The organism is Clostridium saccharobutylicum DSM 13864 (assembly GCF_000473995.1).
In the GTDB taxonomy this organism is placed as follows: Bacteria; Bacillota; Clostridia; order Clostridiales; family Clostridiaceae; genus Clostridium; species Clostridium saccharobutylicum.
Genome location: NC_022571.1, coordinates 3,744,542 through 3,761,425 on the forward strand (window position 1 = coordinate 3,744,542; position 16,884 = coordinate 3,761,425).

The 16,884-nt window shown below is 29.4% G+C and carries 10 protein-coding genes; 4 read left to right on the forward strand and 6 right to left on the reverse strand.

Translation table 11 applies throughout. From position 1 onward, the window contains the following. Positions 1 to 35: 35 nt before the first annotated feature. Positions 36 to 5,306: an Ig-like domain-containing protein gene (locus CLSA_RS22205; protein ID WP_022747503.1), complete on the reverse strand. Its 5,271-nt coding sequence runs from the start codon at positions 5,304 to 5,306 to the stop codon at positions 36 to 38. A 409-nt stretch (positions 5,307 to 5,715) separates the two neighbouring features. Beyond that, on the reverse strand, positions 5,716 to 6,864 hold the full coding sequence (locus CLSA_RS16330; protein WP_022747504.1) for a methyl-accepting chemotaxis protein: 1,149 nt from the start codon (positions 6,862 to 6,864) through the stop codon (positions 5,716 to 5,718). 710 nt (positions 6,865 to 7,574) lie between these two features. Between CLSA_RS16330 and CLSA_RS16335 the strand changes: the two genes are divergently transcribed. Beyond that, a complete protein-coding gene (locus CLSA_RS16335) occupies positions 7,575 to 7,874 on the forward strand; it encodes a hypothetical protein (RefSeq protein WP_022747505.1) in 300 nt (99 codons plus the stop codon). 170 nt (positions 7,875 to 8,044) lie between these two features. Beyond that, positions 8,045 to 9,472 (forward strand): MFS transporter, encoded by a 1,428-nt coding sequence (locus tag CLSA_RS16340; protein ID WP_022747506.1) that lies wholly within the window; start codon positions 8,045 to 8,047, stop codon positions 9,470 to 9,472. A gap of 421 nt (positions 9,473 to 9,893) precedes the next feature. Here the strand turns inward: CLSA_RS16340 and CLSA_RS16345 are convergent, their stop codons facing one another. Together CLSA_RS16345 and CLSA_RS16350 are read right to left on the reverse strand one after the other, a co-directional pair. Next, positions 9,894 to 10,832: an AEC family transporter gene (locus tag CLSA_RS16345; RefSeq protein ID WP_022747507.1), complete on the reverse strand. Its 939-nt coding sequence runs from the start codon at positions 10,830 to 10,832 to the stop codon at positions 9,894 to 9,896. Between the two features lie 393 nt (positions 10,833 to 11,225). Next, positions 11,226 to 11,819 (reverse strand): TetR/AcrR family transcriptional regulator, encoded by a 594-nt coding sequence (locus CLSA_RS16350; protein WP_022747508.1) that lies wholly within the window; start codon positions 11,817 to 11,819, stop codon positions 11,226 to 11,228. 104 nt (positions 11,820 to 11,923) lie between these two features. Here CLSA_RS16350 and CLSA_RS16355 point away from each other — a divergent pair, with 104 nt between their 5' ends. Both CLSA_RS16355 and CLSA_RS16360 read left to right on the forward strand, forming a co-directional pair. Then, entirely contained in the window at positions 11,924 to 12,208 is a 285-nt protein-coding gene (locus CLSA_RS16355; protein ID WP_022747509.1) for a YciI family protein, read from the forward strand. Positions 12,209 to 12,822: 614 nt separating this feature from the next. Next, entirely contained in the window at positions 12,823 to 13,002 is a 180-nt protein-coding gene (locus CLSA_RS16360; protein ID WP_022747510.1) for a hypothetical protein, read from the forward strand. Between the two features lie 871 nt (positions 13,003 to 13,873). Here CLSA_RS16360 and CLSA_RS16365 read toward each other — a convergent pair. Together CLSA_RS16365 and CLSA_RS16370 are read right to left on the reverse strand one after the other, a co-directional pair. Further along, complete coding sequence (locus CLSA_RS16365; RefSeq protein ID WP_022747511.1) at positions 13,874 to 15,586, reverse strand: methyl-accepting chemotaxis protein; 1,713 nt, start codon at positions 15,584 to 15,586, stop codon at positions 13,874 to 13,876. A 553-nt stretch (positions 15,587 to 16,139) separates the two neighbouring features. Continuing rightward, the gene (locus CLSA_RS16370; RefSeq protein ID WP_022747512.1) at positions 16,140 to 16,703 is read right to left on the reverse strand and encodes a TetR/AcrR family transcriptional regulator; all 564 of its coding nucleotides are present in this window, start codon (positions 16,701 to 16,703) and stop codon (positions 16,140 to 16,142) included. Positions 16,704 to 16,884 lie beyond the last annotated feature (181 nt).

Sequence of the window (16,884 nt, forward strand, 5' to 3'; positions counted from 1 at the left end):
AAAATTGCCTCCTCTTCCTACTTATATTAACCTGGTTAATCAAAAAAACTTATTCTTTGACCAATTTGAGAGTTAGTATCCTTATCCTTAATATCAATAGTAAATCCATCCTCAGCATCAACTTGATTAGGTATAGAAATTTCAAAACTTGACTCACCATCATCGTTTGTTGAGTCTAAACCAAGTCTAGCGGAATACGAAGCTTGAAACCCATTTAATAAAATATTGTTTATAGTATAGGCTTCACGTGTAGAAGAATTTTTATTTGTAACATTCATATCTAATTTAAATTGCTTATTTGATATTGGATTATCATATTTATCTTTTGCAGTAATAGTAACAGTTGAAGTATGACCTGCTGCTAATACCTCGCCATTTGGTAATTGATCATTTGGAACAACTTTCACTGTACTTTTATCAATACTTAAATTATCAAAAGCTATATATTGTGTAATTATTGCATCCGTATATCCTGTTGCAATGACTTTAATTTTTTTATTTCCTGCTTTATGCGTAGTTAAAGTTAATTTTCCTGCGGATAATGTCCAGTTTCCTGTTCCGACAGACTGACCATCTATTTGTACATCTGTAACCGCATTACGCCATGCTTCATTATCTGTGAATGTAATCTCAATATCATTATCAACATTTGCATTACTTTGAGCTACTAATGTTGGTGCCGTTAATGTTGGTGCAACATCCATTACCCTAATATTAGCATAATTAGCTTGTGCTGCTTCACCAGTTGCATTTTTTGCTACCACTATCATATTTGTTGTATATGCTGTATTTTGTGGAATTACTAATTGATTTGTTCCTTTTAATACATCTGATCCTATTTGTACTCCTTTTGTAGTTCCATCTGTTGATGCATAAACTGCATAACTTGTTACATTTGACTCATCTGTTGGTGCATTCCATGTTAATGTTCCACCTATTTGTCTTGAATCATTATCTGTGTCTGTAAATGCTAAATTACTTACTTTCACTGTTGGTACTGTTGGATTTTGATCTTTGTACAATTCAAATTCATCTATTCTTGCTACTGCCCATTCTCCAGGTTGAACTGGATTTGTTACATATAATCTCACATATCTAGCAGTGAATGGGTTTACATTTCTATCAGTAATATCAGCTGTATTACCGGTTACACTATCAACATCTATCCAACTTAATCCATCATCACTTCTTTTTTGTAATTTAAAGTCGCTTGTATTCCAAGTAGCAGGTTCGTTTCCTGCATGTGCATGTTTTACAACCCATCTTCCTATTTCATAAGATTTACCTAAATCTAATTCTAACCAATTATCTCCTGGTTTAGTTGAACACCACTTAGTATTTGTATATCCATCAAATGCCTTTGATGGTGCTTCCTCAACTTGAAGATTCCATGAATTTGCTGTAGCAGTTTTATTAAGTGTTATATTTTTACTTACTATTACATTCACTTTTGTATTGAAATTACTTGGATTTATCACTCCTATAGGTAATGCTATTGTTCCATTAAATGTATATGTTCCATCTATATCTCCATAATAGTTTGCACTTGCTATATCCCATGTTATTCCTGCATCTATTACTCTATTCTCACTTAATGTTATACTTACTTTATTTGGTAATTCCAATGAGTCTAATTGAGTTCCGTTTACTACAGTTATGTCATTTAATTGTGCTACGCTATTTACTTTTATCTCTTCTACTTTATAAGTCGTTCCATTAGTCAATCCAGTTATTTCTGTTATACCTTCTCCTAAAGCTGATTCTTGTGATACATCTGCTGTCAATGTTCCATCTGCTTTTGTATATTCCGATATTCCAGTTGAATTATCTGTTATTTTGTACGCTCTTCCTGAAATTAAGCCTGTTATTTTTGCATCCCCAGCAGTTGCTCCTGTTACTGAATCATTACTAACTTTTACTGCTGTCGGCATAACATCCGTTACCCCAATTTTAGCATAATTAGATGATACTGCTTCGCCAATTGCATTTTTTGCAACCACTATTATATATGGTGTATATTCTGTATCTGCTGAAATTACTAATTGGTTTGTTCCTTTTGATACATCTGATCCTATTTGTGCTCCTTTTGTAGTTCCATCTGTTGATGCATAAACTGCATATCCTGTTACATTTGACTCATCTGTTGGTGCATTCCATGTTAATGTTCCACCCATTTGTCTTGAATCATTATCTGTATCTGTAAATGCTAAATTACTTACTTTTGCTGTCGGTACTGTTGGTGCTAAATCCCTTACTAATATACCGGTAAAGAACCTTGATTCTCCCGCTGCATTTTTTGTCACTACTATTATATGTGGTGTATATAATGTATTTTCTGGAATTACTAATTGATTTGTTCCTACTGGGACATCTTCTCCTATTTGCCCACCTTTTGTTCTTCCATCTACTGATGTATAAACTGCATAACTTGTCACATTTGATACATCTGTTGGTTCTGTCCATCTTAATATTCCACCTATTTGGTTTGTATCAGTATCAGCATCCGTAAATGTTAAGTCCCACACAGTCACTGTTGGTGCTGTTAGAGCAACATCTGTTACTCTAACACTAGAGTAATTAGCACATTCTGCTTCACCTACTGCATTTTTTGCTACTACTATTACATATGGTGTATATTCTGTATCTGCTGGAATTACTAATTGATTTGTTCCTACTGCTACATCTCTTCCTATTTGTTCACCTTTTGTAGTTCCATCTGTTGATGAATAAACTGCATAGCTTGTCACATTTGATTCATCTGTTGGTGCTGTCCATGTTAGCGTTCCACCCATTTCATTTGCATTAACATCAGTATCTGTAAATGCTAAGTTACTTACTTTTGCTGTTGGTACTGTTGGTGCAACATATCCATCATTTGTTTCTGATGATTTTCCCCATTTAGTAACTTTATTATCATCTGTTGTTACTTCTACTACTTCTACATACATACCATTTTCTGCACTGATTTCATGTGGAAGCGTATCAGATAATTCTGTCCAATCTGTTGGATTTATTACTGCTCCAACATTCATTGGAGTTGGTTGTCCATCTAAAATTCTGTAGTATACTTTATGATTTGCATCTTCAGCTTCTGGAGTTACAGTTAACATTAATCTACCATCTTCTGGAGTTGTTTTTGGTTCAACAATTACTGTCATTCCTGTAGCTATCATCGGATTTGCTACTATTACATTTGCTGTTGCTTTTAAATTATTAGGATTCGTTATTCCTTCTGGCAACGTTAATGTTCCATCAAATCTATATGTTCCTGCTGCTTCTCCATCATATGTTGGTGTTCCTTCATTCCAAGTTACCGCTGCACTTGTTGTTGTATTATCATCTAATCTCACAATAACATCACTTGGTAAGTTTGCTGCATCTAATGATGTTCCATTATTTACAGTTATATTTGGTATTGTATCCACACTTACTACAGATCTTTGTGTATCAGCAGCTGCTACATTTACTTGTACAATTGCTTTTAAATTATTAGGATTCGTTATTCCTTCTGGCAGTGTTAATTCTCCACTAAATATGTATGTTCCCGCTACACTTTCATCATATGTTGGTGTTCCTTCATCCCATGTTACTGCTGCACTTGTTGTTGTATTATCATCTAATCTCACAATAACATCACTTGGTAAGTTTGCTGCATCTAATGATGTTCCATTACTTACATTTACATCTTGTATTGGATTTATACCAATTACTGATTTTTCCATTTCAGCAGATGCCACATTTACTTGTGCAATTGCTTTTAAGTTATTAGGATTTGTTATTCCTTCTGGTAATGTTAATTCTCCACTAAATATGTATGTTCCTGCTACACTTCCGTCATATGTTGGTGTTCCTTCATCCCATGTTACTGATGCACTTGTTGTCGTATTATCACCTAATGTTAAATGAACTCTATTTGGTAAGTCTAGATCTTCTAATGAAATCCCATTATTTACATTTATATCTGATACTGGACGTACTCTAAGCACTTCTCTATCACCAGTATTAGCTGACGCCACATTAACATTTACAGTTGCTGTTAAATTATTAGGATTTGTTATATCATCTGGCAATGCCAATTGCCCAATAAACGTATATGTTCCTGATACACTTCCATCATAAGTTGGTGTTCCTTCATCCCATGTTACTGCTGCACTTGTTGTTGTATTATCACTTAATGTTATACGTACATTTCTTGGTAAACTAAGTTCATGTAATGATGTTCCATTATTTACATTTGCATCTGGCAATGAACGTATGCTCGCTAATGATTTCTTAGTCACTCCAGCTGCACCTACATTTACATTTATAGTCGCTTTTAAATTAGAAGAATTTTTTATTCCACTTGGTAATTTTAGCGTTCCACTAAATGTATATGTTCCACTTATATTTTTGTTATAATTTGAATTTCCTTCATTCCAGATTACCGGCACACTAATTTCTTTATCATTATCTAATTTTACAGTAACATTACTTGGCAAATTAATTTTACTTAATTCTGTTCCGTTAGCAACATTAATATCATTTAATTCATTTATTTTTGTTATGTTAATTGATGAATTATGATGTCTTGAGTTATTATCGTTATTTTTAGTAGTTGTTGTATCTGTATTACTTGATTGTGTATTTGATGTTGTTGTAGATTGTTTTCCATCACCTGATCCTTGACCTTGTGCTAAAGGGTCACCTTTTTTATTAAATTCTATACCTCTATTTGATGAATTTCCTTGTATAATTACACCATTAGCATCTGTTGTATATATATTTCCTTCGGTTGAGACATTTGTCCCAACTAACATATCTCCAGTTTGTGAGAGTACATACGGCTTTCCATCTACTTGAATTACTCCTGTTTGCATTTCTCCTGATGAACTTGCAAAATACCATTTATTATCTGAATCTTGTATCCAACCTGTTTGCATTGCTCCGCTAGTTGATAGTTTATACCAGTTTCCATCTGATTCTTGAACCCAACCTGTCCTCATTGCTCCATCAGATCCTAATTTATACCATTTCCCATCTAATTCTTGTAACCATCCTGTTTTCATTGCACCATTAGAATTTAGATAATACCATTTAGAATCAGCTGATTGAACCCAACCAGTTTTCATATCTCCATTATTATCAAAATAATACCAAGTTCCTTCAACTTGTTTCCACCCTGTTGTTTTTTCACCACTTTCTGTCCAACTCCAATTGCTAGTTGAATTTTGTAACCATTCTGCAGATGCTGCTACTGGCATAAGAGTTGATGTAATTGAACTTACTATAGCAATAGCTATAATTTTCTTTAGTTTTTTACTTTTCATAAAATATATAATCCTTTCCTTAATTGAATTTTTAGATATATCAATTTTATTTTTACACTTTATTAATAAATATGAGATATTTATCTATACACTATTTTTCTTATTTTTGATTAAACATCTCTTGTGTAAAATATTATTAACTTAAAATTATAAGTCTAAATTTAAAATTTCTATTTCTCCTAAATTTTTAACTCATCCCAATTTTGTTATTATACAATTAACTTCTTACAAAACTCTTACAAGAATATATAAATGAATTAATAAAAAGCATCTGAACTATTCCCCTTAGTGGTAACACGTTTTCCCATTTGATACTGCTCAACATATTGATATAACTGACTTTCAAAATTTTATACTTTCCTAGATATTAAAAAAAGTTGTTGCAAAACGCAACAACTCCATGTTTTCTTTATAAATTTTGTGCAATATTATTCAATTCTTCCGCTGATGTTGATATTTCTTCTACACTTGCTGTAATTTCTTCTGAAGCTGCTGCTTGTTCTTCGCTTGAAGACAATGAGCTTTTACTCATTTCACTTGCCTCCATTACTTTTTGCTTAATAATATCAGTTAATCTATTAATTTCTGGAACTGTACTCTTGGATTGCTCTGATAATTTTCTTATTTCATTTGCAACAACACCAAATCCCTTTCCTGCCTCTCCAGCTCTAGCACATTCAATTGCTGCATTTAATCCAAGCATCTTTGTTTTATCTGCAATTTCTTTTATATATGATGATATTTTATTAATTTCTTCTGAAAGAATAATTATTTCATTAATCTCATCATTAAGTTTTTGTTCGTTGGTATGTATAGTAGATGCTGATGCTGTTAATTCTTCTATAGCTGCTGCTACTTGTGTAAGCCCTCTATCAAGATTCTCTGACATAGATCGTAAATTTGCTGCAGTTCCCTTTGGTACAGCTAATCCTAAGGTAGCTACAACTGTTCCTGTCTCTTCATCAAATAATGGTGAATTTATCATTAAAGTTTCTACTCCATATTTTGATTCATGTAATTTCTCTGAAATAACTTTTTTTTCTTTTATTGCCTTATACGCAATAAAATCTTCATTAAATTTCGCTTCAAAAGCTAATTCAGGTATATCAAATTTCTTTGAAGATTGTATATTAATAATTTTTTCTAAATCAGTAGTATATATAAATACACCTTCCGAAAACATTGAAGCTAATATCGGTGCAAAATCTTTAAATGCACTTCCTACAGGATGAATTCTAGGAAATACCATAGAAAATACCCCAACAATTTCTCCTGAATCATCAACCATTGGTTCTGCTATAATTCTAAGCCTCATTCCATAAAGAGAACGTGGTACATTTTCAATTACTGTTCTTTTCTCTTTTTCTGCTCTTGCTGTTACTCCATTGACACTTACACTATCACCAATATTAAATATATTTAATTTAAAATCTTTTGATTGTTTTCTCCAAATTACTGCATCATTCTTGATAAATAAATATAAAATTCCTCCAGATATACTATCTGCCTGTATTTCAGCTAATCCTTTTAAATATTCTAATGCTTTTATAGAAATCATATCTTGCTCCTTTTTTCTACCCATATTTAAGATTACAATTTAAATTATTAAATAATATATAATCAATAACAATCACATAATTAGTTAAATTCATATTCTGCTTGGGTAAAATTAATTTATTTGTGTATTCTTAACATTAAATTATATACGAAATTATAGCAAAATTTTCTTGTGAATAATAGCATTTTTTAAAAAAGTTATTCAAAATATTATTTTTTTCCACAAGTATAGTTATTTTTCTATTTCAATAAGACTTGATTTCAAAAGTATATCGACATTATTATACTTTATTCTCTATACCATATACGTAACCAAACATATTTCTAATTTTTATTAGTTACATTACAATTAATAATTTTAATTTGTTTATATACCAATAAAATAGAAATGTATCAAATAGAAAATAACTTCTATTTGATACACCTCTATTTTTTATTATTATACTGTTTTTTTAATATTTATCTTAAATTAATTACTCTTTTAATTATTATAAGCTATTTAAGCTTCCTAAATTATTACTTATGTATCCTCATTCTTAATCAATTTTTCTTATAACATATTTTGTAAATTATGTTATAATAATTCCATCGCTAACTATAATCATGTGATTAGGAGGTGAATGTATTATTAAAATATTTTTAATTTATACATGAAAAATATACTCTTCTCATTAGATTACAGAATAAATAAATTATAAAGGAGCCAAGTAAATGTATAATAGAATTTTAAGAATAATGATAGTATTAATAACTATTTATATTTATCTTCAAATTGATGAAAATTTCAAAGTTACTTACAAAATAAATTCTAAATTAAATATAACTAAGGGATGGAAATCATATTTATTATCAACAATTATATTTATATTAGGTTTTATAATAGCCCTATGGTTAACTGGATCCATGCTAAATATGTTTACTTCCATAGCAGCTTCAGTAATCTTGGGATTAAGTATATGTTTAAGCAAAAAAGTTGTTGATGATGCTCAATTAACTAATAAGCATATTTAATATAACTATATATTTTTTATAAAAACTGCGAGTTGTTTTGAATAAAAATAGCTCGCTATAATATTCTCTGATTGAATACGCAACTTACTATTTCTTTAAAACTTTTAGATATCTATTACATATAATCAATAAGGAGAGATAATATATTCATACAAAGGAGATCTTTTAAAATGAATAAAATATGTCAAAGTAATTATAGTAAATGGATGATTTTCGCAGTTACGAGTATGGCAAACCTAGTAGCATCATTTTCTATAAACAGCTTGAATCTTGCTCTTCCAACTCTAGCAAAAGAATTTGGTGTAAATCAAAATAGTGTTAGCTGGCTGCCACTTGTATATTCACTTATACCATGCTGTACTCTACTCATTCTAGGACGTACAGCTGAACTTTATGGGTACAAGCGGCAATTTAAGATTGGTTTTTTATTTTTTGGTGCAGTGTGTTTAGCAGCTCCTTTATTATCAGTAAACTTAGGAACATTGATTTTTTTCCGCTGTTTGCAAGGATTAGGATATAGTATTATGATTTCTATTACCCAGGCAATAGTCAGCCGTACTTTTAATTCAAATGAACGTGGTAAGGCTCTAGGCATTAATTCCATATTTATTTCCATTGGACTCGCTGCTGGCCCTACAATTGGTGGTTTTCTATTAACTCATTTTACATGGCATTCTATTTTTTATTTTAATGTTCCGTTGTGTCTTTTAGGATTTATTTCAACTTGTTTTGTTATGCCTGATGATAAAGCAGATGATTTTAAAAATAAACATATGGATTGGATTGGTGCTATACTATTCGCAATATCAGTAGGTTCTTTTTCTATAGCTATTAATTTCAGCAGTAACTGGGGATTAAAATCCTTCTACTTTATAGGATGTATGATTTTAACCATATTGGGATTATATATATTCATCAATCATGAAAAACGCATAAAAATACCACTAATGTTTTTACAATTTTTTAAAAACAAAACATTTTCTATGGCAAATGTCGTATGTATGCTTTCATATTTAGTTCAACAGCTTTTTATTTATCTCATGCCATTTTATTTAATAGACATACTCTTAATGCCATCTGATGCATCTGGACTTGTCATGCTTGCTTCTCCACTTGCAATGATGATAATGTCACCTATTGGAGGAAGCATGACTGATAAACACGGAACACGTTTACCATCATGTATTGGATTAATCTTCATATGCATAAGCTGCCTTCTTATGAGCTCCTTAAAAGAATCTTCAAGTTACCCTATAATAATTGCTATACTTCTAGGCACGGGAATAGGAAATGGACTAAGTGTTTCTTCCATAAATACAGCAATTTTAAATTCAGTTCCAAGAAATCATGCTGGTATTGCTTCTGGTATGCTTGCAACTATGCGTAATCTTGGACAAACATTAGGAGTTGCATTCAGCAGTGTAATTCTAACTTCACGTCAACTAGTTTATACTCAAAACACTACTTTAAATAGTAATGGTACTTATCTTCTTGCACAAAGGGATACCTATTACTTTGGAATTCTAATTTTAGTAATAGCACTCATTTTAGTATTTATGCTTCCTCATTCTGAAAAAAATAGTGCTATCTCAAAATAAATTTTGGATACAATATATATAAGAAACTTTGAATTTAGACTTATGTTATAATCAACCGAAAGAAAGGGTACTATTTTACTCGGTTGCTAGATAATTTAGCTGTGGATTTCTAACATCAAAAGTTGCCCCTATTTAAGCATGCTCCTCAAGCAAGTTGAGGACAAGCTTAAATAGAACAACTTCTGATGAAGAAATACCTACAGCTAAATTATCAACGCAACACTCCGTAAAATAGTACCCTTTCTTTCTGGAATAGAATATATTTTATGCAACAAATTATGTAAGAAATAACTACTTAACATATTGATTTATAACGATTTGTCACCTGTAAAACTTTGTTTAATCACACCGTTCTATATACATAAAAGTAAGTCATTGCCTATCATAATATACATTTCAATTATAAAATATAAAGTTGCTATTAAAATAATGCACATAAAATTGGTATGGTAATAATAGAAAACATAGTTGAAATAAATATAACCCTTGAGCCGAAGGCAGCATCGCAACCGTATTTATCAGCAAGTATTGCCGTTGTTGTTCCTGCTGGCATTCCAGTTAACAAGACAGATACCCCTATTATAAGAGAATCTATTTTCAATAACTTTAATAAAACAAAAACAAGTAAAGGAAACGCTAACAAGCGAATAAAAGTAAAATATAATATAGCTTTATCAAAAAGCTGGCTCACTTTGCACTCTGACAATATGCATCCTATCACTATCATAGATACTGGAATTGTACACTGACTCATAAAAACAATACTTCTATCTATACAATTAGGAAGCTGTATATTAAAAGCCATAATTAAAAGTCCTATGAATACAGCAACAATACACGGATGTATAATTAAGCTTTTTATTGTTTCCTTTGTAAAAGCATGCTGCTTCTTACCATTTTCATCCACTTTGCCAGCAAATTCACTTAACCCAGAAGTCCACATAGTAATTCTAATTGGTATCTGAGCGATAGACGCATAAAGAACACCAATTGAATCGTAGATGTTATTAATAACTGGTAAACCAATAAAACTAGAATTTGAGCATATAAGTCCATATTTCATTACAGGTTTCATTTCGTCTGAAAAACGTGCAAATAAAAGTTTTCCTAAAAATATAGAAGCAACTTGAATAACAACAGAAATTAAAAATGCTGAAAGAGAATTACTAATTAAATCTGTTGTTATTTCTCCTTTGAATGATTCAATAATATTACATGGTAGTATGAAATAAATTAATAAATTAGATAAGCTTTTTTGTGATTCACCATTAACAATTTTACACTTCTTTGCAATTATACCTATCATAATCAGAATGAACATCGCAAATTGTAAGTTTAGCATCTGTAAAAATAAATTCATATTAAAACTCCTTACAATTATTTTATTTTGTCTATTACAGCAAAAAGATTATCAACTGCAGCGTTTCCAACTCGTTTCAAACATTCTTTTGTATTACCACCTATATGTGTAGCAATGAAGTTTTCAAGTAATACAAATTAGTTATCTCTTTTGATCGTTTAGATACAAGCACATTACTAGCTGCGTCCTTAATTTTACCATTAATCAAAGAGTCCTACAAAGCAACATTTATCGATAAATCCTCTTCTTACTATATTTACTAAACATTAAACATGAATTTACTTAAACATTTTAAGTTTATGACATTGTATTTATTGGTTAATTAAGTGTAAAACTTTATTTTATTACATATAGTCCAAAATTTATCAGCAAAATTTTTTGCATAATTAATCACTACAATTTTCTTAAAATTTCTTTAATATATCTTTCTCCATCTTTAACAATATCAAATTCTGAATTTGAAAAACACCAAGAAGCCATAAATCCCCTTACAAAGCTTTCTAGATATAAAAATATTTCTTCACTTGTTTGGTTTGTATCAAAAACTTTTTGATCAATTCCTTCTGAAATCAAATCTTTTAATTCTTTTGTGAAATCTCGTTTTTCAAAATGTTTAGTCTCTTTTGATATACATTCAGTTAAATTAGTTATATAAGCACGACATGTCATTTCAAATCCAACATAATTGGTAAACTCAAATTCTGATATAAGAAACTTTTCGATTTTATCTTTTATGCTCATATCATTGTCTTCTGAAATTAATCTTTTATAATTTTTCAAAACAAATTCACTCATATCTGAATAGTAGCTTTCTTTTATAATATCTTCTTTAGATTTATAATGAACATAAAAAGTACCCTTTGCAACTCCTGCTTTTTCACATATTTCGCTTATTGTAACATTGTCATATCCCTTTGTTCTTATTAATTCAATAGCAGTCTCAAAAACTTTATTTTTAGTCAAAATAGCTCTTTCTTTTCTTAACATATTTATTCCTTCCTTGATTATCTTATATTATTAATATATAATAATGACCATAGTCACCGACCACAGTCATTATTATAATATTATATTTAAAGGAGAGATGCAACATGTTTATATTAAATCTTACATATATCAAACCTATTATCGAAGTAGAAAAATATTTAGATACTCATATAAGCTTCTTAGAAAAATACTATAAAGAAGAAAAATTTATTTGTTCAGGAAGAAAAAATCCACGTACAGGAGGAATCATCCTTTGTAACGCCCAAAATATTGATGAAGTTAATACTATAATAAAGGAAGATCCTTTTTACAAAGAAAAAGTTGCTACTTATGAAATTACAGAATTTATACCTACAAAATATGATGATAACTTTAAATCTTTTTGTTAAATATCATGTATAAATAGATATCTAAACTATAAATAATACTTATTATATAACGCAGCAAAAGAAAGGGTACTATTTTACTCGGTTGCTAGATAATTTAGCTGTGGATTTCTAACATCAAAAGTTGCCCCTATTTCAGCATGCTCCTCAAACAAGTTGAGGACAAGCTGAAATAGAACAACTTCTGATGAAGAAATACCTACAGCTAAATTATAAACGCAACACTCATTAAAATAGTACCCTTTCTTTCTGGAATAGAATATATTTCAAAGTTTAAATCTAATTCTTAGTTTGTTTAATCACATCTTTCTATAGATATTCAATTTAAGAACTCAACTTACTTTTGGTTAATATCTCAACTAGAAATCATATTCTATTTGTGAAATTATAACCTCATGTGATTTAATCCAATGTTGAACATATTAATACAATCTCATACATGTCATTCCGACATAAAATTAAAGGACTTTAGATTTAGCGAATCGATTTATATATAGTTATGCTAAATATTTGAATATTTGTGGTTATGTAGTATATAATTAAACAAATAGCCAATAGTAAATCATTATGATAATATAAATAGTAATTTATACTATACAAGATAGGAGGTTAAATTAATGGATGAAAAAAATAATGATGTTCAATATAAAGTTTTCTATATGCTAATAGGAATGTCGTCAGGAATGATTTTAGGAAAAATACTTGGAAATTTAAATATTGGTATGAGCTTAGGTATGTTAGTAGGAACAATGATTGATTCGTTAATATATTCTACTAAAAAGAAACAAAAGAAGTAATTAGCAATATTCTTAAATCATGAATTAATAGAACTCCTTTTTAAGAGTTCTATTATTATATGCTATATTATCAACACTGTTCAGTGTGACAGGATAAAGTGGATAACTAAAAAGGAAACTCGATTCACATTCGTTCGCTGAATAAGTGATTCACTCCAAATCTACAGATTTGGATTCACTACTTAAGAAGCCTTACCAACTCATTTTTAAAGGCTTACTACACAAAAATATTTCTCATTTCTAGTGTAGATATTAACCATAAAATTCAAAAAATGCATTCTATACTAGAAAGTAAGGGGATTACTTTACTTAGTGTTGCGTTAATAATTTGACTGTAAGCTGTAGGTATTTCTTCAGCAAAAGTTGTTCTATTCTTGCTTGTCACAAAAGTGAGAATAGAAATTTTACATTTCGTTCTTCGAACTTTCTCAGTGAGCGCTTGCCTTGGGAACATGCGAGAATGGAACAACTTCTACTGTTAGAAATCCACAACTAAATTATCCAGCAACCGATTAAAATAATCATCTTACTTTTGGTAACTTATAGCATAAATCCTGTGGAATAAAAATGTATGGAATTTCGGGTAGCTATTACATAGATTTAAGAATTAAACTTATGCTTTGAATATATATCCAAAAATAGAAATGGAGGTCATGTATTTGTGTAGTGTTACGTTAAAAATTTTGATAGCTATGCTTCTTAGATTGTAAGTTGTTCCACATGTGCTTGTTCACAACATGTTTGTGAAGCAAGCATTGTGGGTACAACTTGCAGTCTTAGAAGCATCTATCAAAATTTTCAGTAACTGAAACAAATGCATGAACTCTATTTCAGTTAGTTATTACATAAATCTAAGTCTTGATTTGGATATCTATATTTTAAATTTTCTCACCATTTCGTTAAGTTTTTGAGACAGTTCTGATTGATTATGTGCTGATTGTGCAATATTATTAACCGATTCTGTTATTTTGTTGATATTATTGAATACTTCTTCAGAACTAGCACCTGATTCTTCTGCTGTTGCAGAAACATTTTGCATTGCTTTATTTATCTGCTCTATTACTTCATTAACTTGGCTTGCTGAATCTGCAAATTCTCTGGTTATCTCATTAACAAAATCAGCATCTTTTTCATATTGAATTCCTGTATTCATAAGAAATTCATAATTTGGTGTTACTTTTTCAGCTATAAATTCTAGTACCTCTTCACCACTTTGTGCCAAATTTTCAAATGCAGCTTCTACTTGCTTTACCATCTTATGTATGTTTGAAACTGCCTGTTCTGCTTGTTCTGCAAGCATCCTTACTTCCTCTGCAACTACAGCAAATCCTTTGCCTTGTTCACCAGCTCTTGCTGCTTCTATAGCTGCATTTAGTGCAAGCAGATTAGTTTGTGATGCTATATCACTTATTGCATCAGCCATTAACTTAACTTCTTGTACAACTTTTCCATCTTCAATAGCCTTTTCAATATTAATTCTCTTTTCTTCACGAATTATTTCTGACTGCTTCATGTTTTCTATAGCCTTTGTCTTTATTTCAAGAGAACGTTTCTTTATTTCATTTACTGAATCAGCAGCACCACTTGCTCTGTTCGCAAGTTCATTTGTACTCGCTCCAATTTCTTGAGATGATGCACTTACTTCTTCTGTAATAGCGCTTAAATCTTGAGCACCTTTTGATATTTGTTCAACTGCTTCGTCTGTTTCTTCCATCTTTGATGAAACTTCTTGTATAGTAGCAGATAATTCCTGCCCTGATGAACTTATATGATTAGCTCCATCTACTATTTGTTCTATTAACTCTCTTACTTCTGTATTTGCATTATTTAATGCTTTCGCAATATCGCCTATTTCATCTTTTGTATCTATGTCTATTGATTGAGTTAAATCACCATTTTCTAAATTTCTAGCAAAAATAGCAACTTTTTCGAAATTTTTAGAAATTGCCTTAGCTATAATAAGCCCAAATGAAATTGCTGTAATGAATCCTAAAACACTTATAGCATTACCTATAGATTTAAATTTTTTGAACACAGCATTATTAGAATCATTTCTTTGTGCAGCTTCATTATCAATAATTTCAATTAATTTATCAAGATTATCTGTTAGTTTCTCTCTAATGATTGTACCTTCCTTACTAACATTCATCGCATCATCATATTTTCCATCAGCTACTAAGTCCATTACTTTATCAGATGAATTTCTATAATCAGCTAATTCACTTTTAAGTGATTCGTATATGTTCTTTTCATCGTCAGTTAAATTAGTTTGTTCATAATTCTTTAACAATTCATTATTTTGTTTTCTCAAATCATTTATTTTTGTTCTTGTTTCATTAACTTGACTTGAATCCCTGCTATTAACAAGATTAAGTATTTGCAAACGTGATTGCAATGAATTTTCATTATATGTTTGCAAACTTCTTAATGCTTGTAAATCTTCTGAATATAAAGCATTAGAATTAGAATTTATCTTATCCATACCATAAGTTAGCACTACACCTACCACTATTATAAATAAGGATACAATAAAAAAGCTGAGTCCCAATTTTAATTTCAATTTTAAATTACTGAACCATTTCATATTTTTCCCCCTAGAATTTTCAAAAATATTGTATTTTACATTTTAAAATTATTTTTCAGAAAAGGTATACACTTCCTTTATCTGATTATTATTATAACATATTTTTTATAAATTCGACATATTTCTCAGCTTAAAATTGTTTTTTTAACAATTGCTTAATTATATTTTAAAATTCTATTTATATATTGTAATACTAAAAGATTTCATAAATTTAATAATAAAAGGTAATTATAGTGATTTGCAATAAGAATAGAACTTATGTGAATCCCAGCCGAAATTAAAAATCTTATGTCATAATTCTGACACAAGAAAATACTATAATAAATTTAAACATTTAAGAAAAGTTTTTTATAAAATATTTCCCCTTAACAATAAAATAAAGATCAACATGTATTCGAATCCTATTACATGTTGATCTTTATTTTATTTAAATTTATGTGTAACTTAATTACATATACTTATCCAGCCCGGAATGAGCAAAATCCGGTACTAATGAAATTTATATTTTGAATGATATCATATTCTACAATTGTTTATGTATATAAAATACTATTTAATTTCTAGAAATAGATGAAATAAAATCATCTATCATAAATTTAAAACTGTCCTCTAAATTTACTGGATTTTGAAAATATCCATGAGAACTTAACGAAACAAATCCATGTAATAAACTCCTAAATGCTCTACTTTTATGAATGACAAACGTATTGTCTGTACTATAATACTCTAAAATCTTGTGAATTATAGAGCTAGTTTGTTTTGATAAATTCTTTACTTCCTCATCTTTTGTGCTTGGAACATTAACATAAAGTCCATAACCAGTCTTATTTTTAAACGCAAAATCCCTATATGCATATGCAAACTCCTTTATAGCATCTTCACCACTTTTACCTATTAGTCTTTGCATCAAATTCGAATTTAAATCGTTTAAAAGAGATATAGTCATTTTTATTTTAAGATCATCCATATTAGCGAAATGATTATATAAAGATGGATATTTTATGTCCAATTCTTTTGCAAGCTTTTGAAATGTAATTTGATTTAGCCCAATTTCATCAGCCAATAAAAAAGCAGCTTCAATAATCCTTTCCTTGGTTAAATTTCGTTTTTGAACCATTTTATCCTCCCCATTAGTTTATTTCATAAAAATAGTTTAACATGATAAAATATTTTTATCAAACTACATATTATAGTTTACAAACTATATTTTATAGTTTATTCTTATATTATAAATTCATATATTATAATAATAAATTAAGATTTATATTATTCTTATATAATTCTATGTTTAAGGTATA

Bases quoted from the DNA above. Each gene is read 5' to 3' on its own strand.
- CLSA_RS22205 (WP_022747503.1), bottom strand. From the start codon at position 5,306: ATGAAAAGTAAAAAACTAAAGAAAATTATAGCTATTGCTATAGTAAGT.
- CLSA_RS16330 (WP_022747504.1), bottom strand. From the start codon at position 6,864: ATGATTTCTATAAAAGCATTAGAATATTTAAAAGGATTAGCTGAAATA.
- CLSA_RS16335 (WP_022747505.1), top strand. From the start codon at position 7,575: ATGTATAATAGAATTTTAAGAATAATGATAGTATTAATAACTATTTAT.
- CLSA_RS16340 (WP_022747506.1), top strand. From the start codon at position 8,045: ATGAATAAAATATGTCAAAGTAATTATAGTAAATGGATGATTTTCGCA.
- CLSA_RS16345 (WP_022747507.1), bottom strand. From the start codon at position 10,832: ATGAATTTATTTTTACAGATGCTAAACTTACAATTTGCGATGTTCATT.
- CLSA_RS16350 (WP_022747508.1), bottom strand. From the start codon at position 11,819: ATGTTAAGAAAAGAAAGAGCTATTTTGACTAAAAATAAAGTTTTTGAG.
- CLSA_RS16355 (WP_022747509.1), top strand. From the start codon at position 11,924: ATGTTTATATTAAATCTTACATATATCAAACCTATTATCGAAGTAGAA.
- CLSA_RS16360 (WP_022747510.1), top strand. From the start codon at position 12,823: ATGGATGAAAAAAATAATGATGTTCAATATAAAGTTTTCTATATGCTA.
- CLSA_RS16365 (WP_022747511.1), bottom strand. From the start codon at position 15,586: ATGAAATGGTTCAGTAATTTAAAATTGAAATTAAAATTGGGACTCAGC.
- CLSA_RS16370 (WP_022747512.1), bottom strand. From the start codon at position 16,703: ATGGTTCAAAAACGAAATTTAACCAAGGAAAGGATTATTGAAGCTGCT.